The following is an 18688-nucleotide window of genomic DNA, read 5'->3' on the forward strand; positions in this document are numbered from 1 at the left end:
TGAATAGTTAACAGTTAATAGTTGCGCGGGGTTGGGCCGTGCCGACTGGAACGTAAGAGGCCGCGCCCAATTCGGAAGCGCGGCCTCACACCTTTCAAATTGGCGGCAGCCTCTACCGCGAACTGTTAACTGTTCACTGTTAACTATTAACTGCCCACGCGGCTAGGGCACTAGCCGCGTGGGGGCCCCGCGTCCTTCGCCGTGGTATTGCCAGTGGCGGTGAGGGGATTCGGCGAGTTCGAGGACGTCGACCTGGTCGGCGGTGAGCACCAGGATGGAGAAGTCTTCCGCCGGGTGGTCTTCCGGGGTGGGCGGCAGGTAGCGGTAGTGGTCGGATTTGGGCGGTTGCCAGAGGCTGCCGGGCGGCGGGCCGCAGAAGCGCGCCCGGGCTTCGCGGTCGATCAGGCGCCACAGTCGTAGAGTGTCCTCGGGGTGCTGTTGCGGGGTGAGGAAATGCACCCGGCCGCGGAAACGCCACTGGGTGCGGCTGGTGAGGTCGTACCAGCAGGCTTCGGCGCCGGCCTGGCGCTCCAGCTGCATGGCTTTTTCGCTGCGCTGGTCGGTGGTGAACCACAGGGCCCGTCCGTGGCGCTCGCGCAGGCTCAGGGTGCGACAGCGGGCACCGCCGTCGTCGCCCACGGTGGCGAGCTGCATAAAGCAGTGGGGGGCGGCCTTGCGGGTGGCCTCGAACCAGTCTGTCCATCGCTGGGGTAAGCTCATGGGCACGCAGTATGGCGTCTTGACGGGCGCTTGGCCATTCCCCAAACGGGTGTTGGCATCGGCCCCGAAGCGGCGCTAGAATCCGCCCATGGACCGCTCAAACCTGCTTAATTCGTTCCTGCCTTTCTCCCCCGCCGGCTGGCGATGGTGACGCTCGCCCTCGGGAGTCTCCCGGTGCCGCTGGTTGCCTGAGAGTCTCCGCAGTTTTTCCGCTACAATTCACGACTTGCGATTGCCGCACCTGACAAAGACCGGGGACCACCATGTCACCACGCAATCTGGACGATTACGCCCGCCAGGGTTATAGCCGCGTACCGATCGTGCGCGAAGTGCTGGCGGATCTGGACACGCCGCTGTCCGCCTACCGCAAGCTGGCCGCCGGGCCCTACAGCTACCTGTTCGAATCGGTGCAGGGCGGCGAGCGCTGGGGCCGCTATTCGATCATCGGCCTGCCGGCCCGCGAGGTGGTGCGCATCACCGGCCCGCGCATCACCGTGAGCGATGCCGACGGCGCCGTCGTCGAGGAGCTCGACAGCGACGACCCGATCGGCTGGATCGAAGACTACCGTCTCCAGTACCGGGCCCCGGACGTGCCCGGGCTGCCCCGCTTCAACGGCGGCCTGGTGGGCTATTTCGGCTACGACAGCGTGCGCTATTTCGAGCCCCGGCTGGGCCCGGCGCGTGGCGAGGACGTGCTGCGGGTGCCGGACATCCTGCTGATGCGCTCCGAGGAAGTGGTGGTGTTCGATAACCTGCGCGGCAGCCTGTTCCTGATCGTGCACGTGAGCCCCGACGCCGCGGACGCGGTGGCCGGCGCCGAAGCCCGTCTGGACGAGCTGGAGCGCCGCCTGCGCGCGCCGCTGCCGGAACCGGAGCACCAGGTGTACGGCGCGCCGGTGGACGAAAACGACTTCGTCTCCGAGTTTCCCCGCGAGCAGCACGCCGCCGCCGTGGAGAAGATCCGCGAGTACATTCTCGCCGGCGACGTCATGCAGGTGGTGCCGGCCCAGCGCATGAGCTGCGATTTTCCGGCCCCGGCCATCGACCTGTACCGGGCGCTGCGCTATCTGAACCCGTCCCCTTATATGTTTTATCTGGACCTGGAGGATTTTCACATCGCCGGCTCCTCGCCGGAGATCCTCACCCGGGTGGAGGACGACCAGGTCACGGTGCGGCCCATCGCCGGCACCCGCAAACGCGGCGCCACGCCGCAGCGCGACAAGGAGCTGGAAGAAGAGCTGCTCGCCGACCCGAAAGAGATCGCCGAGCATCTGATGCTGATCGACCTGGGCCGCAACGACGTGGGCCGGGTGGCGGAGCCCGGCCAGGTGCGTGTCACCGGCAACATGGAGATCGAGCGCTACTCGCACGTGATGCACATCGTCTCCAACGTGGAAGGCACCCTGCGCAAGGGCCTGGGGCCGCTGGAAGTGCTGGCCGCCACCTTCCCGGCGGGCACCCTGAGCGGCGCCCCCAAGATCCGCGCCATGGAGATCATTGACGAGGTGGAGCCCACCAAGCGCGGTGTCTACGGCGGTGCCGTGGGCTACATCGGCTTCAACGACGACATGGACATGGCCATCGCCATCCGCACCGCCGTGGTCAAGGACGGCCGTCTGTACGTGCAGGCGGGCGGCGGCATCGTCGCCGATTCGGTGCCTGACCTGGAATGGAAGGAAACCATGAACAAGGCGCGCGCCGTGTTCCGCGCCGTGAATATGGCGCTGGGCGGCCTCGACCTGGGCGGCGCCAACGGGGACGGGGGGAACCAGTAATGCGCGTACTGATGATCGACAACTACGACAGCTTTACCTACAACCTGGTGCAGTATCTGCAGGAGCTGGGCGCCGAGGTGCTGGTGCACCGCAACGACAAGATCGACCTGGCCGGCATGGAAGCGCTCAACGCCGACCGGCTGATGATTTCGCCGGGGCCGTGCACGCCCAACGAGGCGGGCATTTCCGTGGACGCCATCAAGCACTTCGCCGGCAAGATACCGGTTCTTGGCGTCTGCCTGGGCCATCAGGCCCTGGGCCAGGCGTTCGGCGGCCAGGTGGTACGCGCCAGAACGGTGATGCACGGCAAGACCTCGCCGGTGCATCATACCGGCAAGGGTGTGTTCCGCGGCCTGCCCAGTCCCTACACGGCCACCCGCTATCACTCCCTGGTGGTGGACAAGGCCAGCCTGCCGGACTGCTTCGAGGTGACCGCCTGGACCCTGGACGATAACGGCGACATGGACGAGATCATGGGCATGCGCCACCGGGAACTGCCGCTGGAAGGCGTGCAGTACCACCCGGAGTCGATCCTTACCGAACACGGCCATGATCTGCTCAACAACTTTCTGAAGGGGGAAAGCGCATGAATATCCAGGAGGCCCTGGCCACGGTGGTCGATCACATCGACCTGTCCACCGAGCAGATGAACGACGTGATGCGCCAGATCATGACCGGCGGCGCCACCGACGCGCAGATCGGCGGCTTTCTGGTGGCCCTGCGCATGAAAAGCGAATCCCTGGACGAGATCACCGGCGCCGCCATGGTGATGCGCGAACTGGTCACCCCGGTGGTGATCGACAACCGCCGCCACCTGGTGGACATCGTCGGCACCGGCGGCGACGGCGCCAACCTGTTCAACGTGTCCACCGCCAGCGCCTTCGTGGCGGCGGCGGCGGGCTGCCGGGTGGCCAAGCACGGCAACCGCTCGGTGAGTTCGAAAAGCGGCTCCTCGGATCTTCTCGAGGAAGCGGGCATCCGCCTGGACCTGAGCCCCAACGAGGTGGCCCAGTGCGTGGACGCGGTGGGCGTCGGCTTTATGTTCGCGCCGTCCCACCACAGCGCCATGAAGTACGCCATCGGCCCGCGCAAGGAACTGGGCATGCGTACCCTGTTCAATATTCTCGGCCCGATGACCAACCCGGCCGGCGTGCAGCGGCTGGTGGTGGGCGTGTTCTCCGACAAGCTGTGCCGGCCCATGGCGGAAGTGATGGGGCGCCTGGGCGCCGAGCACGTGATGGTGGTGCACGGCCTCGACGGCCTGGATGAAATCAGCCTGGCCGGGCGCACCCATGTGGCGGAATTCAAGGACGGGGAAGTGCGCGAGTACAGCCTCACCCCGGAAGACGTGGGCATTGAGTCCGCCTCCCTGGTGGGGCTGGACGTGACCGACCCGAAGGCGTCGCTGGCGCTGATCCGCGAGGCGTTCAGCAAGCGTAAAGAAGGCAACGCCGCCAAGGCCGCCGACATGATCACCCTCAACGCCGGCGCCGCCATCTATGTGTCCGGTGTCACCCGCACCCTGGAAGAGGGGGTTCGGATGGCCGAGGATCTGGTCCACAATGGGGAAGCCGCCGAGCGCATGCGCGAACTGGCGCAGTTCACTTTCGCATTGAAGGAAGAGGTATGAGCGACGCAGCCATCAGCGGAACCATTCTGGAGCGCATCGTCGAGCGCAAGCGCGAGGAGATCCAGGCCGGCCAGCAGCGCTACAGCCTGGGCGAACTGGAAGCCATGGCGGACAACCAGGGCAAGGCCCGGGGCTTCGCCAAATCGCTGTACGCCAGCGTGGCCGCCGGCCGGCCGGCGGTGATCGCCGAGGTCAAAAAGGCCTCGCCCAGCAAGGGGCTGATCCGCGAGGACTTCGACCCGGTGGACATCGCCCGCCGTTACGAAGGCGCCGGCGCCAGCGCCCTGTCCGTGCTCACCGACCAGGACTTCTTCCAGGGCCACGAGGACTACCTGCGCGCCGCCCGCAACGCGGTCTCCCTGCCGGTGCTGCGCAAGGACTTCATCATCGACCCGTGGCAGGTGTTCGAAACCCGCGCCATGGGCGCCGACGCGGTGCTGCTGATCGTGGCCGCGCTGTCCGACGCCCAGCTCGACCAGCTCTACCACGCCGCCCAGCGGGCCGGCTGTGACGTGCTGGTGGAAGTGCACACCGCCGACGAGCTGGCCCGGGCGCTGAAGCTCAACATCGAGCTGATCGGCATCAACAACCGCGACCTGCACACCTTCGACACCCGCCTGGACACCACCCTGGAGCTCGCCGAGCAGGTTCCCGGCGGCCACCTGGTGATCACCGAAAGCGGCATCCACACCCGCGACGACGTCCGCCTGATGCGCAAAAACGGAATCAATGGCTTTCTCGTCGGCGAGGCCTTTATGCGGGCTGAGGATCCGGGCGCGGCCCTTAAAGCATTGTTTTTCTAGTTAATAGTGAACAGTTAACAGTGAATAGCGGCGCGGTGGGGAACCGTGCCGCCTGAAACGAAAGAGGCCGCGTCCCAAGCCAGGAGCGCGGCCTCTTTCAGTTCAGTGTGGCGCCAGCCCTGCCCGCGCCGCTGTTAACTGTTAACTATTCACTGTTAACTGCTCTCAGCGGGTGCCGTAGACCACCATGGTCTTACCCTTCACCGACACCAGCCCCTGCTCCTCCAGGTTCTTCAACACCCGGCCGACCATTTCGCGGGAGCAGCCGACGATGCGGCCGATTTCCTGGCGGGTGACCTTGATCTGCATGCCGTCCGGGTGGGTCATGGCGTCGGGCTGCTTGCACAGGTCCAGCAGGGTGCCGGCGACGCGACCGGTGACGTCCAGGAACGCCAGGTCGCCGACCTTGCGGGTGGTGGCGCGCAGGCGTCCGGCGATCTGCGCGGATACCGCGAACAGGATCTCGGCGTCCTCGCGGGCCAGCTGGCGGAATTTGGGGTAGCTGACCTCCGCCACCTCGCACTCGGTTTTCGCTTTCACCCAGGCGGAACGGGACGGATCGGCCTCGAACAGGCCCATCTCACCGAAGAAGTCGCCTTCATTCAGGTAGGCCATGATCATCTCACGGCCATCGTCGTCCTCGATCATCACCGTCACGGAGCCCTTGAGGATGTAGTACAGGGCGTCCGACTCGTCACCGGCGTAGATGATGGTGCTCTTGGCCGGGTACTTTCGGCGATGACAGTTGGCGAGAAATTGGTCCAGATTTGGAATTATCTTGTTACCGTCGCTCATGGGCTCTCTGCTTCTGGGCACGCTGCTTAAAAGCCGGAAAAAAGTCTTAGCTATTTAAGCTTATGGAGTTTGCCTGTTTTTCACGTGACTGCCAAGGGAACCGGTCCACAGTCTGCCGCTTCGCCGCGCCGCGCGCCAGCCCGGCGCTGTTCTACGTTCGCCGGGGTATGGCGTGGGGGTGGTCTGTGGTAGTCTTCGCGGCCATTCCGCGAGGGCGTGAGCAGGAGACTCGAATGAAAGCGGTGGTTGATTGGCAGGGCGATGTCTGTTTCCAGGCCGAGTCGGAAACCGGCCATACTCTGGTGATGGACGGACCGCCGGATCACGGCGGCAAAAACCGTGGCGCGCGGCCCATGGAAACCGTTCTGATGGGCGTCGGCGGCTGCTCCAGCTTCGATGTGGTGCACATCCTGCGCAAGGCCCGCCAGGACGTGACCGGTTGCCGCTGCGAAATGGAAGCGGAACGGGCCGAAAACGAGATTCCGGCCGTTTTTACCAAAATTCACCTGCATTTCCGGGTCAGTGGCAATAACCTCAAGGAAAATCAGGTGAAACGGGCCGTGGAACTGTCCGCGGAGAAGTACTGCTCCGCCGCCATTATGCTCACACGCGGTGGCGTGGAAGTGACGCACAGCTACAGCATCGAATCCTGATAACGGCCAGCGGGGAAATAACGCCGTGGTGAAAGATCCCAATCCCAAGATTTCGGTCCATGGTTTTAACAACCTGACCAAGTCCCTCAGCTTTAATATCTTCGATATCGCCTATGCGAAAACCGAGCAGCATCGCAAGGAATACATCGAGTATATCGACGAGCTGTACAACGCCGAGCGTCTCACCGAGATCCTCACCAACGTGACCCGGATCATCGGCGCCAATATTCTCAATATTGCCCGCCAGGATTACGATCCCCAGGGCGCCAGCGTGACCATGCTGATCGCCGAGCACGAATCCCCGCCCACCGACGGCGACTGGGACGAAGAGGCGCCGGGGCCGCTGCCGGATTCAGTGGTCGCCCACCTGAACAAGAGCCATGTGACGGTACACACCTATCCGGAGTCGCACCCGGACAACGGCATCTCCACCTTCCGGGTGGACGTGGACGTGTCCACCTGCGGGGTGATTTCACCGCTGCGGGCACTGAACTACCTGATCCACAGCTTCGATTCCGACATCGTCACCATCGACTACCGGGTACGCGGCATGACCCGCGACGTGGACGGCACCAAGCACTACATCGACCACGACATCAACTCGATTCAGAACTTCCTCACCGAGGACACCCAGAACGGGTATCAGATGATCGATGTGAACGTGTACCAGGAGAACATCTTCCACACCAAGATGCTGCTCAAGGAATTCGACATCAACAACTACCTGTTCGGCGCCGGCAGCGACGAGTTCGACGACAAGGAACTCGCCGACATCCGCGAACGCCTGCAGACCGAAATGCTCGAAATCTTCTACAGCCGCAATATGTAACTCCCGGATCTCTACGAAGTCAGGTTTGTAGGAGCGGGCCTCGCCCGCGAAAGGGAGCGACGCTCCCGGCAGGATCCCAGAGCCCTCTCTAACGGCAGCACAATTGGCGTCTCTGGTATCCCGCCGGCCGGCTTTGCCGGCCTTTCGCTTGCAGGCAAGCTCCCACAAAGAGGCCGCGCCCCAAGCCAGGAGCGCGGCCTCTTTCGTTTCAGCCGGCACGATTCTCCACCGCGCAACTATTAACTGTTCACTGTTAACTATTAACTATTAACTAGATTCTGTAGGTGGTGAAGGTCATGACTTTGCTCATCAGCGCCATGGCGCCTTTGATGGGCGGCGGCAGGGGCGCGCCGCCGGCGCCTTCGGCGGTGACCGCGTGGCGCAGCTCGTCCTCGCGCATCTGCTCCAGGATGGCGCGGCTGCGCCGGTCGCCGGCGGGCAGGCGGGTGAGGTGGTTCTCCAGGTGGCGCACCACCTGGTGCTCGGTCTCCGAGACGAAGCCCAGGCTCCAGCGGTCGCCGGCCAGGCCGGCGCCGGCGCCGAGGGCGTAGCTGACCGCGTAGAACAGCGGGTTCAGCCGGCTGGGCACGCCGCCCAGCTCGCGGATGCGGTCGTCGCACCAGGCCAGATGATCCTCCTCCTCCCGGGCCGCCGCCTCCATGGCGTGGCGCACATGGGGCAGGGTGGCGGTGCTGGCCTGGCCCTGATAGAGCGCCTGGGCGCACACTTCGCCGGTGTGGTTGATGCGCATCAGCCCGGTGACGTGGCGGCGCTCGCTGGGGTTGAGCGGCGCCTCCGGCTGCGGGTCCGCGTTGGGCGGCTGGCGCTCGGCGCGGGCGGAGCCCGGCGTCAGGGTGCGCAGGGCGCTGTCCACGCGGCTCAGCAGGCGGTCCATGGGGCTAAAGTGTCGTTCGGTCATCGTTCCGGTCTCCGGGCACCAGTCACGGGCATGCTAGCATAACCGCTTCATTGACCAGTGAAACAGAGGGCCAGGGCATCATGCACATCAGTCCCGCGGTGGCCGGCACCGACCGCAGCGTGTCCGCCGCCTTTGTCGACTCGGTGCTGCCGGATCTGCTCGCGCACTATCGCTTGCAGCGGGCCACGGTGCTGGAACAGGCGGGCATCGACGGCGCCGTGTTCAACGACCCGGGGCGGCTGCTGCCGCTGCTCGATGTGATGCGCCTGTTTCTGGTGATTCTGGAAGCCTGCGGCGACCCGGGCCTGGGCTTTGAAACCGGGCGCCGGGTGCGGCCCCGTTCCTACCAGGTGCTGGGCTACGTGATTCTTGCCAGCCGCGACCTGGACGAAGCCATCGAGCGGCTGATGCGCTTCGAGAAGCTGTCCGGCAACCTGGGGCGCACCGAACGCCATGACGAGGGTGACCAGGTGCGTCTGTGCTGGCGGTGCCCGGTGGCGGGGGAGCCGGGCCGCATGCTCACCGAGGCGGCGATCACCGGCTGGGTGACCTTCATGCGCCCGCTGATGCCGCCCGGCGCGGCCCCTGCGGAGGTGTGCTTCCGCCATCCGCCGCCGGCGGACGCCGCCCGTTACCGGGACTGGTTCCAGGCGCCGGTGCGATTTAACGCCGACTTCGACGGCGTGCGTTTGCCGGCCGCGCTGCTGCGCCACTCCCTGGAAAGCGCCGACCCGGGGCTGGGGCGGATGATGGAGAAGGAGGCCGGCGCCTTGCTGGCGGATTTCGACGCCCACGGCAATCTGCTCAGCCGGGTGCGCTCGGCGATCTACCGGCGTCTGGGCAGTGGCGACCCGTCCGTGGACGCGGTGGCCGCGGAACTGGGGCTCACCGTGCGCACCCTGCAGAGCCGGCTGCAGCGCCAGGGGCTGGCCTATCAGGAAGTGCTCGACGGCCTGCGCCGCAGCCTGGCCGAGCTCTACCTGCGAGACCCGGCGCTCAACCTGACCGAGATCGCCCTGTTGCTGGGGTTCGCCGAGTCCAGCTCGTTCAGCCGCGCGTTCCGCCGCTGGCGCGGCGAGTCGCCGGTCAGTTGGCGTCGCCGTCTGCCGCGCCCGGATCCTTCCGGGTAAAGCGCACCAGCGCCTCGCGCAGCACGCTCATCTCCACCGGTTTGGGGATGTGCGCGTTCATCCCCGAGGCCAGGCTGCGCTCGCGGTGCTCGCGCAGAATGTGGGCGGTGAGGGCGACGATCGGCACCGCCACCAGGCCCTGGCGGCGCTCGTACTCACGGATCCGCTGGGTGGCCTCGAAGCCGTCCATCTCCGGCATCTCGCAATCCATCAGGATCAGGTCGTAGCGCTTTTCGGTGGCCATCGCCAGGGCTTCCTTGCCGTTGGCGGCCAGGTCCGCGCTCAGCCCCAGCTTGCTGAGCATGCCGCGAATCACCTTCTGGCTGAGCTTGTGATCCTCCACCACCAGCAGTTTGAGCGCCGGGTCCGGGGTTTCCGGCTGCCCCTGTTCGCGCACCGGCCGGCGCAGGCCCATTTCCTCCGCCAGCGCCTGCTTCAGGCGCGGCGCCGACACCGGCTTGGTGAGCACCCGGTGGATGCTCACGTTGCGCGCTTCGGTGGCGGTGGGGGCGTTGTTCACGCCGGTGAGCATGATCAGCGTGGTGGGGTGGGTGATCACCGGGTCCTCGTGGATGCGCGCCGCCAGCTGCAGGCCGTTCATGCCCGGCATGTGGTGGTCCAGCAGCACGATGTCGTAGGGTTCGTTGATGTTGGCCTGGGTGCGCAGCGACGCCAGCGCCTCGCGCGGGTCGTGGCAGGCGGTGACGCGCATGCCCCAGCCCAGGGCCAGATGGCGGATCACCCGGGTGACGGTGCTGGAGTCGTCGACCACCAGCATGCTGCGGCCCTGCAGCGCGCTGATGTCGGTGTCCGGGCCGCTGGGCGGCGCCTCCATGGCCGGCAGCGGCAGCACGAACCAGTAGGCCACGTCGCCGCCGTGCTCGTCGCGCTCGCCGGCGCGGCCCTGCATGGCCTCCACCAGTTGCTCGGCGATCGACAGGTTGAGGTTGCTGCTGTCCTGGCGGGCGGCGGGATCGCGCAGCGCCCGGAAGGTGCCGGGCCGCAACGCCGTGCCGCTGAATTCGAAGCGCACCTGGCCGGCCCGGCCGGTGGGCTCCAGGGAGATGTCGATGATCAGCTCGCCGGGCTGCGCGTGGCGTATGAAGGCGCCCATCAGGTTGGTGAGCACCTGGCGCAGCCGGCCGGGGTCGCCCTCCATGCGCGCCGGCAGGTTGGTGTGCACGTGGGTGATCAGCTCCACCTGCTTCTCTTCCGCCCGCTCGCGGAACAGATCCACCGCGCCCATCAGCAGCTCGTTGGCGTCCAGGGCCTCGCGGTTGATGTCGGCGCCCTGGTCGGACAGCTGTGAGTATTCCAGCACATCGTTGATGATCTTGAGCAGGCTCTCGCCGGCATTGCGGATGCCGCCCACGCAGTCCTTCTGGTTGGGCGTCAGCGGCGTGTCCTCAAGAATTTCGGCCATGCCGAGAATGCCGCTCAGCGGCGTGCGCACGTCGTGCCCCATGCGCGCCAGGGTCTCCCGGCGGGTGGTGTCGACGGTGTCCGCCACGCTCTGGCTGCGCCGGTGCTCCATCTTCACATGCAGGTGCTGGTGGTGCTGGATGCGCAGGCCGGCGGCCTGGATAAAGCCGGCCAGGTTGACGGTGATCATCACGCACAGGCCCAGGTCCACGTTGCTCTGCACCAGGCCGAGCATGGTCAGGCAGCCCAGCACCACCGGGCTGCCCACCAGCAGGCTGGTAAAGAAATACAGGGCCCCCAGCGGCACCTCGCGGTGCCAGGCCTGGTAGCCCAGGGCCACCAGCAGAGCGGCGGCGGCCAGGCCCAGCCCGAAGGCGGCGGCCAGGGCGCCGGCGATCGGCAGCCAGGGCACCGCCACCAGAAACAGCAGCGCCAGCAGGGTCAGGCCGCGCAGCAGGCGGTCCAGCAGCGGCGCGTTGTGGCGGCTGTCCACGAAGGTTCGGCCGACGCCGCTGGCGCCGATGATCGCCAGCATCAGGCTGCCCATCTTCAGTTGCGGCAGCCAGGCGCCGATCAGCGAGTGGCCGGCCAGGATGCCGGACGAAAACAGCACCAGGCCGGCCAGGGCGAGCAGGAAGCCGGCGTGGTAACCGTGGCTGATGCCGCCGCGCATCAGCGCCACCAGGCCGTTGTAGACGGCCAGCGCCAGCATCACGCCGAACAGCAGCCAATAGAGTGCGAACAGCGGGTCGTTGCCGAGCGCCGCCGGCAGGGTGCTCAGGTTGATGGAGTAGATCAGGCTGCCGCGCGGATTGACCCGCCAGTAGAACACCTGGGGTTCGCCGGGGGGCAGGTCGACCAGATAGACCGGCGTGCGGTGCACGAAGCGCTCGCCGGGCCCGGCGGGGCGGTAGCCGCCGTCGCCGGGCAGGAAGAATTCACTGTCGAAGTAGTGGCGGGGCCCCTGCATCAGGGCAAAGCGGCGCTGGTCGCCCAGTTCGTTCTGCACCGCGATGCGTATCCACCAGGGGTGGTCGCTCAGGCCCAGCCGTTCCACGAACCGCGAGGCCGGTTTGAAGCGGCCCTCGAAATCGCCGGCGGTGACCGCGTCCAGGCTCAGGGTGCCGTCCGGGTCGGGCAGGTATTCCGAATAGATGGTGAGGCGTGCGTTGTCGGGCAGGCTGCTGACCACGTAGGGGGGCGGCGGCGCCGCCTGGACGGCGGTCGCCAGCAGCATCAGCAGGGCCGGCAGCCAGCGCAGCCAGGCCGGGGGCCGTGACGGCCGGTGGCGTTCAGCTCTCGGCGTTGGCCGCCATGTTCCGTTCGCTGTGTTGTTGTTCTTCCCTAGTGTCATCATGTCCCCGATCCAGCACATAGGCGTCCAAGCCCGCCTCGGAGAGGATATAGGCTCCCAGTTCACTGCGTCGACCTTCGGCGCAGAGGATGTAGGTGAATTCCTGCTCCAGGCGGGGCGCCTGCTCGCGCAATTGGTTGAGCGGCAGGTTGCGGGCACCGGGGATCAGGTCATGGCGTGCCTCCATGGGCAGGCGCACGTCGATCAGCACATGGGCGCGTTCGCCTTCCAGCACGCGGTCTTCCAGCTGGTCCTCGCTGAGGCGGCGGATCACCGTGGCCTGCAGAATGGCCTGGAAGTCGGCTTTGTCCAGGCACATCAGTTCGCCGTCGCTGGTCATGGTCACGGTGGCGTTGCGCGGCTGGTCGCTGATCAGGGCGTCCTCGCCGAAGAAGCGGCCGGCGGCCAGGCCGGCCACCGGCTGATCGCCGCCGGCGCCGGCGCGGCTGACCATCGCCTTGCCGCGCTTGATCACGTAGAAGGTGTCGCCGCTTTCGCCTTCGCGCACCACGGTTTCGCCCAGTTCCACCTCGCGGGGCTGGAACTTCACGAACAGGGCGTGCAGCTTGGCCGGCGGCATTTGCGCGAACAGCCCCGACGCCAGCAGCGCGTCCATCCAGTTATGGTCCTCGCCGTCGCTGTCGTGCTCGCCGGGCATCAGTTCGGTGGCCTGGGTCCAGGCCATCAGCAGGTCCAGCTTGTCCCGGTCGATGCTGTAGAGGGTGGCGCTGTCGCGGGTGATGGCGTTGACCGTATGGCGGGGGTAGTTGTCCACGGCCAGGTAGTTCTCATCGTCGTCGGCGGCGAACGGGCGCACCGTGAAGCCGGCATCGATCAGATCCAGTTCGCCGTCGATCAGAAAGTAGGCCTTGTCGCCGCTCTGGCCGCGCTTGAACAGCAACCGGCCGGCGGGGAGCCGGTGCACGGTGATCTGCTGTTCGATTTCGCGCAGGTGCGACGGGCTCAGGCCGTCGAAGGGAATAAAGGCGCTCAGGCGGGACACGTCGGGCGTGCCGGCGGTGTCCACCGATGTGGATGCGGTCATGGCTCCCCCGGGGTTTTCTCATTCGTTATTCTGAGGGGGTATGCTAAGCCTTTTCCCGGGCCAATGCACGGTAGCCGATGTCGCTTCTGTGATAGGCGTCGTCCCAGCCGATGCCCTGCACCGCCTGGTAGGCGCGCTGCTGGGCCTGGGCCACGGTGTCGCCCAGGGCGGTGACGCACAGCACGCGGCCGCCGCTGGTGACCACCTGGCCGTCGTCCTCGCGGGTACCGGCGTGGAACACTTTGACGGTGTCCGAATCGGCGCCGTCCAGGCCGTGGATCACATCGCCCTTGCGGTAGGCGTCCGGGTAGCCGCCGGCGGCCAGCACCACGCCCAGGGCCGGGCGCGGGTCCCAGTCGGCGGTGACGCTGTCCAGGGCGCCGTCCAGCGCCGCCAGGCAGAGATCCGCCAGGCTGCTGTTCAGGCGCATCATGATCGGCTGGGTTTCCGGGTCGCCGAAGCGGCAGTTGTACTCGATCACCTTGGGGTGGCCGTCCGGGCTGATCATCAGGCCGGCGTACAGGAAGCCGGTGTAGGGCATGCCTTCGGCCGCCATGCCGGCCACGGTGGGGCGGATCACTTCTTCCATGATGCGCTGGTGCACCTGATCGGTGACCACCGGCGCCGGTGAGTAGGCGCCCATGCCGCCGGTGTTGGGGCCGGTGTCGCCGTCGCCGACGCGCTTGTGGTCCTGGCTGGTGGCCATCGGCAGGATGTGCTCGCCGTCCACCATGACAATGAAGCTGGCTTCCTCGCCGTCGAGGAATTCCTCCACCACCACCCGGTGGCCGGCGTCGCCGAATTTGTTGCCGTCGAGCATATCGCGCACGGCGGCTTCCGCCTCTTCCAGGGTCATCGCCACGATCACGCCCTTGCCGGCGGCCAGGCCGTCGGCCTTGATCACGATCGGCGCGCCCTGCTCGCGCACATAGGCGAGGGCTTCGTTCACATCGGTGAAGTTGCCGTAGGCGGCGGTGGGGATGTTCTGGCGGGCCAGAAAGTCCTTGGTGAAGGCCTTGGAGCCTTCCAGCTGGGCGGCGGCCTTGCCGGGGCCGAAGCACTTCAGGCCGCGGCTCTGGAAGTAGTCCACCAGGCCGTCCACCAGCGGCGCCTCGGGGCCGACGATGGTCAGCGCCACGCCTTCGCGCTCGGCCAGGTCGGCCAGGCCGGTCTGATCGTTGACGTCCAGGGCCACGTTTTCCAGCTTGGCGTCGCGGGCGGTGCCGGCGTTGCCCGGCGCCACCAGCACTTTCTCCACCTGTTCCGCTTGCGCCACTTTCCAGGCCAGGGCGTGCTCGCGGCCACCGCCGCCGATGATCAGGACTTTCATGGGCTCGATTCTCTTATCCTTGCTTAGTGCCGGAAATGCCGCATGCCGGTGAACACCATGGCGATGTCCGCTTCGTCGGCGGCGGCGATCACTTCCTCGTCGCGGATCGAGCCGCCCGGCTGGATCACGCAGCGGATGCCCGCCTTGCCGGCGTTGTCCAGGCCGTCGCGGAACGGGAAGAAGGCGTCGGAGGCCATCACCGAACCGGCCACTTCCAGACCCGCGTGCTCGGCCTTGATGGCGGCGATGCGCGCGGAATTAACGCGGCTCATCTGGCCGGCGCCGACGCCCACGGTCTGCCGGTTCTTGGCGTAGACGATGGCGTTGGACTTGACGAACTTGGCCACCTTCCAGGCGAAAATGGCGTCGTGCAGTTCCGCCTCGGTGGGGGCGCGCTTGGTCACCACCTTGAGGTCTTTCTCGGTGATCATGCCCACGTCCCGGTCCTGCACCAGCAGGCCGCCGTTGACGCGCTTGTAGTCCAGGCCGCCGGCGGTGGCGCCGTCCCATTCGCCGCACACCAGCACGCGCACGTTCTTCTTGGCGGCGGTGATGGCCAGGGCTTCTTCGGACACCTTGGGCGCGATGATCACTTCCACGAACTGGCGGTCGACGATCGCCTTGGCGGTGGCCGCGTCCAGTTCCCGGTTAAAGGCGATGATGCCGCCGAAGGCGCTTTCCGGGTCGGTGGCGAAGGCCAGCTCGTAGGCCTGGTCGATGCCCTCCAGGCTGACCGCCACGCCGCACGGGTTGGCGTGTTTGACGATCACGCAGGCCGGCTTGCTGAAGGACTTCACGCACTCCAGGGCGGCGTCGGTGTCGGCGATGTTGTTGTAGCTGAGCGCCTTGCCCTGCAGCTGGCGGGCGGTGGCCACGGACGCCTGGCCGGGCTGACGCTCCACATAGAAAGCCGCTTTCTGGTGGGGGTTCTCGCCGTAGCGCATGCCCTGGGCTTTCTTGAAGTTCAGGTTGATGGTGCGCGGGAAATCCTGATTGTCCTCGCCCACCAGCTTGCCGAAGTGGTTGGCGATGGCGCTGTCGTAGGCGGCGGTGTGCTCGAACGCCTTGATCGCCAGGTCGAAACGCAGGCCGTCGGACAGGGCGCCGCCGTTGCCGTTCAGATCGTCGAGCACGCGGGCGTAGTCGCCGGCGTCGGTGACGATGCCCACATGGGCGTGGTTCTTGGCCGCCGAGCGCACCATGGTGGGGCCGCCGATGTCGATGTTCTCGATGGCGTCCTCGAGGCTGCAGTCGGGCCGCGCCACGGTCTGTTCAAAGGGGTAGAGGTTGACCACCACCAGGTCGATGGGGCGAATGTCGTTATCCGCCATCACCGCATCGTCCTGGCCGCGCCGGCCGAGGATGCCGCCGTGCACCTTGGGGTGCAGGGTTTTCACCCGGCCGTCCATCATTTCCGGGAAGCCGGTGTAGTCGGACACTTCGCGTACCGCGATGCCCGCTTCCTGGATGGCGCGGAAGGTACCGCCGGTGGACAACAGCTCCACGCCCCGGTCGGCGAGGGCGCGGGCGAAATCGACGATGCCGGTTTTATCCGAGACGCTGATCAGCGCGCGTTCAACGGCCTTGCTCATGGGATGATCACCTTAAAAATAAGAAAGGGGCAGTCGGAAACTGCCCCTGTCGTCACGGGTTGCGTTCAGAGCAAGCCGTATTGCTTGAGTTTCTTGCGCAGCGTGCCGCGGTTCAGGCCCAGCAGCTCGGCGGCCTTGGTCTGGTTGCCGCGGGTGTACTCGAGAACTTTCTCAAGCAGAGGGATTTCCATTTCCGCCAGCACCATCTGATACAGCTCGCTGACCGGCTCGCCTTCCAGCTGGTTGAAGTAATCGGCGAGCGACCGTCGCACGCAGTTGCGCAGCGTGTCGTGGGTTTCGCTGCGGGCCAGCGTGAGATGGGGTTTGCGCGATTCAGCGGTATTCATTTCTGTCAGTGTCCGTGCAGCAGCGGTCTTCATTGAAGAAAGGGTCATGCGGCCAATGCTCCGTCTTTGTTCCGGGCAGACACCTCGCCGTAGCCACCGATTCGAATCCGGTCGCCGAGGGCGCTGATCTGTTGGAAAAACTGCTCAATGGCCCGCCGTTGTTGGCCGGCCTTTTCCAGTCTGTTGAACCCGCGCCGAAAATCTTCCCCGCCGGGCAGGTGTTGCGTATACCAGCCCAGATGCTTGCGGGCGATGCGCACGCCGGAGTAGTCCCCGTAAAAGCGATGCAGGTCGATCAGGTGCGCGAGGACGCGGGCAGCCACGTCTTCGACCTTCGGCGCCGGGGGCAGCCGACCGTGATCCAGGTAATGCACGGTGTCCTGGAAGATCCAGGGATTACCCTGGGCAGCGCGGCCGATCATGATACCACTGGCACCCGTGGTTTCCAGTATCCGTTGGGCTTTTTGTGGCGAATTGATATCACCGTTGGCGATAACAGGGATGCCCACCGCGGCCACAACGTCGCGGACGGTGTGGAACTCCGCCTCGCCGTTGAACTTGTCGGCGCGGGTGCGTCCATGGATCGCCAGCGCCTGGATACCGGCCTGCTCGGCGATGCGGGCGATGGCCACGGCATTGCGATCGTCGCGGGTCGGGCCGGTGCGGATTTTCAGGGTCACCGGCACGTCCACCGCCGCCACCACCGCGTCCAGAATCCGGGCCACCAGGTCCGGGTCGGAAAGCAGTGCGGAGCCGGCGGCGCGCTTGCACACCTTTTTCGCCGGGCAGCCCATGTTGATATCGATGATCTGCGCGCCCCGGTCCACATTGGCCCGGGCCGCGTGCGCCAGCATGTCCGGTTCGCCGCCGGCGATCTGCACCGACACCGGCCCCGGCTCGCCGCTATGGTCGAGCCGGTGGGCGGACTTGCGGGTGTCCCACAGCCGGGTGTCGGAAGTCACCATTTCGGACACCACCAGCCCGGCGCCCAGCTCCCGGCATAAATGCCGGAAAGGACGATCCGTCACGCCGGCCATGGGCGCGAGAATCAAGGGGTTGGGGAGCAGGTAGGAGCCGATTTGCATGCTGGATTCGGGTTCGGTTGGCAGTCAGGTGTCGCCTGGAACACTGTTGAAAGTGCCCCGCGCGGGCCGCGCGGGGCGACAATGATAGTGACCCGGAGCGCCGGGGGAAAGGCCCGTGATCAATCAGGGCCGCTGGGACACCCGGGACGACGGCGGCGCGGGGGCGCGCAGGCGCAGGTTGTAGTTCACCGCGCGCTCGCCGGGATCGACGATTTCCAGGGCAATGTGCACCGGGGTATCCACCGGCATGGCGTCCAGCCCGGCCAGCTCGCCGCGCAGATATTCCGACGGCGCGAAGCGGCGCATGGCCACGGTGTCGCCGCGCAGATCCTTGAAGGTCAGCTCCAGCGCCGGGAACGGCTGCGGCCAGTCGCCCTCATTGAACAGCAGCGCATCCACCATCAGGGCGTTCTGGTAGTGCGGATGGCTGCGCACCACCAGGTTGGCGCCGCGCAGCCGGCTCAGGTCGGTCTGCAGCGGCAACTGGCAACCGAGCAGCTGGCAGGCCTCCGCGTAGAGCGGCCGCCACTGCGGCGAGCGCGCCAGGGTGTCGAAATGGAAGAAGGCGTATTGAGCCGCCAGCAGCACCAGGGCGAGCACCGACAGCAGTGCCCATTTGGCGGTCACCGCCGGCCCGGAGGGTGGCGCCGCCATGTAGTCCAGGCGCTCGTTGGCGACTTTATGGCGCCGTGTGGGGGTGCTGTTCAGAAACTCGAACTGGTCGTCGTGTTCGCTGATCGGGTCCGGGCGGGACGCGGCCGCCGGGCGGGGTTTCGGCGGCGGCGCGCTGGCCGGGGCCGGCTCGTCCTCGTCGTCCAGGTCTTCCAGCAGCGCTTCCGCCCAGGCTTCATCGGTGTCGTCGCTGCCGCCGGCCCGGCCGGCGCCTTCCATGTCCGAGAAGTCCTCACCCAGCCCTTCGTCGCCGTCGCGGTCCAGGGACAGGAACGAATCGCTCAGCTCGCTATCGCCGAAGCCGCCGCTTTTTTTGCCGTCGTCCCGGCCGTCGGTGTCCTCGTCGTCGTCGAGGGCGTACTGCCATTGCCCGGCGTTATCGCCGGTGGGGGTGGTGTCGTTGTCATCGGCGTGGGGCCGCGCCGGCGTTTCGCCGACGAAGTGATCGGTGGCCTGGAAGATCTGCAGACAGGAACCACAGCGCACCGCACCCCGGGCCTGCCCCAGGTGCTCGTCGCTGATCTTGAATTGGGCACCGCAATGCGGGCAGCGGGTTTTGTACTGGCCGGCCATGGTTTTTATGTTTT

17 protein-coding genes are annotated in these 18688 nt (G+C 66.5%); 7 read left to right on the forward strand and 10 right to left on the reverse strand.

The genetic code is table 11. The features are described 5' to 3' along the window. Window positions 1-162: 162 nt before the first annotated feature. Window positions 163-720, reverse strand: a complete 558-nt coding sequence (locus ACMG4O_RS06060) for a pyridoxamine 5'-phosphate oxidase family protein (protein ID WP_194855955.1) — start codon at window positions 718-720, stop codon at window positions 163-165. A gap of 263 nt (window positions 721-983) precedes the next feature. Between ACMG4O_RS06060 and trpE the strand changes: the two genes are divergently transcribed. The 4 genes from trpE to trpC are packed head-to-tail and all read left to right on the forward strand — an operon-like array spanning window position 984 to window position 4928. Further along, on the forward strand, window positions 984-2495 hold the full coding sequence (trpE, locus tag ACMG4O_RS06065) for an anthranilate synthase component I (RefSeq protein ID WP_194855956.1): 1512 nt from the start codon (window positions 984-986) through the stop codon (window positions 2493-2495). Further along, window positions 2495-3085 carry an anthranilate synthase component II gene (locus ACMG4O_RS06070; RefSeq protein WP_194855957.1) on the forward strand — a complete coding sequence of 197 codons (591 nt, stop codon included), beginning with the start codon at window positions 2495-2497 and terminating at the stop codon, window positions 3083-3085. Before trpE ends, ACMG4O_RS06070 begins: the two co-directional genes overlap by 1 nt. Next, window positions 3082-4125 (forward strand): anthranilate phosphoribosyltransferase, encoded by a 1044-nt coding sequence (trpD, locus tag ACMG4O_RS06075; protein WP_335629758.1) that lies wholly within the window; start codon window positions 3082-3084, stop codon window positions 4123-4125. The genes ACMG4O_RS06070 and trpD overlap by 4 nt, the downstream gene beginning before the upstream one ends. After that, window positions 4122-4928: an indole-3-glycerol phosphate synthase TrpC gene (trpC, locus tag ACMG4O_RS06080; RefSeq protein WP_414434645.1), complete on the forward strand. Its 807-nt coding sequence runs from the start codon at window positions 4122-4124 to the stop codon at window positions 4926-4928. The genes trpD and trpC overlap by 4 nt, the downstream gene beginning before the upstream one ends. A 165-nt stretch (window positions 4929-5093) precedes the next feature. On the opposite strand, the gene crp is transcribed toward trpC, so the two are convergent. Then, window positions 5094-5723, reverse strand: a complete 630-nt coding sequence (crp, locus tag ACMG4O_RS06085; RefSeq protein ID WP_067611683.1) for a cAMP-activated global transcriptional regulator CRP — start codon at window positions 5721-5723, stop codon at window positions 5094-5096. A 233-nt stretch (window positions 5724-5956) separates the two neighbouring features. Here crp and ACMG4O_RS06090 point away from each other — a divergent pair, with 233 nt between their 5' ends. Together ACMG4O_RS06090 and speD are read left to right on the forward strand one after the other, a co-directional pair. Continuing rightward, window positions 5957-6376 (forward strand): OsmC family protein, encoded by a 420-nt coding sequence (locus ACMG4O_RS06090; protein ID WP_194855960.1) that lies wholly within the window; start codon window positions 5957-5959, stop codon window positions 6374-6376. Window positions 6377-6401: 25 nt separating this feature from the next. Beyond that, window positions 6402-7205 carry an adenosylmethionine decarboxylase gene (speD, locus tag ACMG4O_RS06095; RefSeq protein ID WP_142947281.1) on the forward strand — a complete coding sequence of 268 codons (804 nt, stop codon included), beginning with the start codon at window positions 6402-6404 and terminating at the stop codon, window positions 7203-7205. Window positions 7206-7476: 271 nt separating this feature from the next. On the opposite strand, the gene coq7 is transcribed toward speD, so the two are convergent. Beyond that, a complete protein-coding gene (coq7, locus tag ACMG4O_RS06100; protein WP_142947280.1) occupies window positions 7477-8124 on the reverse strand; it encodes a 2-polyprenyl-3-methyl-6-methoxy-1,4-benzoquinone monooxygenase in 648 nt (215 codons plus the stop codon). A gap of 80 nt (window positions 8125-8204) precedes the next feature. On the opposite strand from coq7, the gene ACMG4O_RS06105 reads away from it, so the two are divergent. Beyond that, window positions 8205-9254: an AraC family transcriptional regulator gene (locus ACMG4O_RS06105; RefSeq protein ID WP_142947279.1), complete on the forward strand. Its 1050-nt coding sequence runs from the start codon at window positions 8205-8207 to the stop codon at window positions 9252-9254. Here ACMG4O_RS06105 and ACMG4O_RS06110 read toward each other — a convergent pair. The 7 genes from ACMG4O_RS06110 to ACMG4O_RS06140 all read right to left on the reverse strand — a co-directional run bounded on the left by ACMG4O_RS06110 (window position 9211) and on the right by ACMG4O_RS06140 (window position 18674). Beyond that, a complete protein-coding gene (locus ACMG4O_RS06110; protein WP_414434646.1) occupies window positions 9211-11913 on the reverse strand; it encodes a response regulator in 2703 nt (900 codons plus the stop codon). The two genes, ACMG4O_RS06105 and ACMG4O_RS06110, sit on opposite strands and share 44 nt — an antisense overlap. A gap of 55 nt (window positions 11914-11968) precedes the next feature. Further along, window positions 11969-13075, reverse strand: a complete 1107-nt coding sequence (locus ACMG4O_RS06115; RefSeq protein WP_194855961.1) for a cyclic nucleotide-binding domain-containing protein — start codon at window positions 13073-13075, stop codon at window positions 11969-11971. A 43-nt stretch (window positions 13076-13118) separates the two neighbouring features. Beyond that, the gene (gene purD, locus ACMG4O_RS06120; RefSeq protein ID WP_414434647.1) at window positions 13119-14405 is read right to left on the reverse strand and encodes a phosphoribosylamine--glycine ligase; all 1287 of its coding nucleotides are present in this window, start codon (window positions 14403-14405) and stop codon (window positions 13119-13121) included. 23 nt (window positions 14406-14428) lie between these two features. After that, complete coding sequence (purH, locus tag ACMG4O_RS06125) at window positions 14429-15997, reverse strand: bifunctional phosphoribosylaminoimidazolecarboxamide formyltransferase/IMP cyclohydrolase (protein WP_142947276.1); 1569 nt, start codon at window positions 15995-15997, stop codon at window positions 14429-14431. A gap of 65 nt (window positions 15998-16062) precedes the next feature. After that, a complete protein-coding gene (gene fis, locus ACMG4O_RS06130; protein ID WP_067606742.1) occupies window positions 16063-16344 on the reverse strand; it encodes a DNA-binding transcriptional regulator Fis in 282 nt (93 codons plus the stop codon). A gap of 44 nt (window positions 16345-16388) precedes the next feature. Next, window positions 16389-17429, reverse strand: a complete 1041-nt coding sequence (gene dusB / locus ACMG4O_RS06135) for a tRNA dihydrouridine synthase DusB (protein ID WP_142947275.1) — start codon at window positions 17427-17429, stop codon at window positions 16389-16391. Between the two features lie 123 nt (window positions 17430-17552). After that, entirely contained in the window at window positions 17553-18674 is a 1122-nt protein-coding gene (locus tag ACMG4O_RS06140; RefSeq protein WP_194855964.1) for a DUF3426 domain-containing protein, read from the reverse strand. Window positions 18675-18688: the final 14 nt, after the last annotated feature.

The sequence above is a fragment of the Alloalcanivorax venustensis genome (genome assembly GCF_047495515.1).
Taxonomy (GTDB): domain Bacteria; phylum Pseudomonadota; class Gammaproteobacteria; order Pseudomonadales; family Alcanivoracaceae; genus Alloalcanivorax; species Alloalcanivorax venustensis.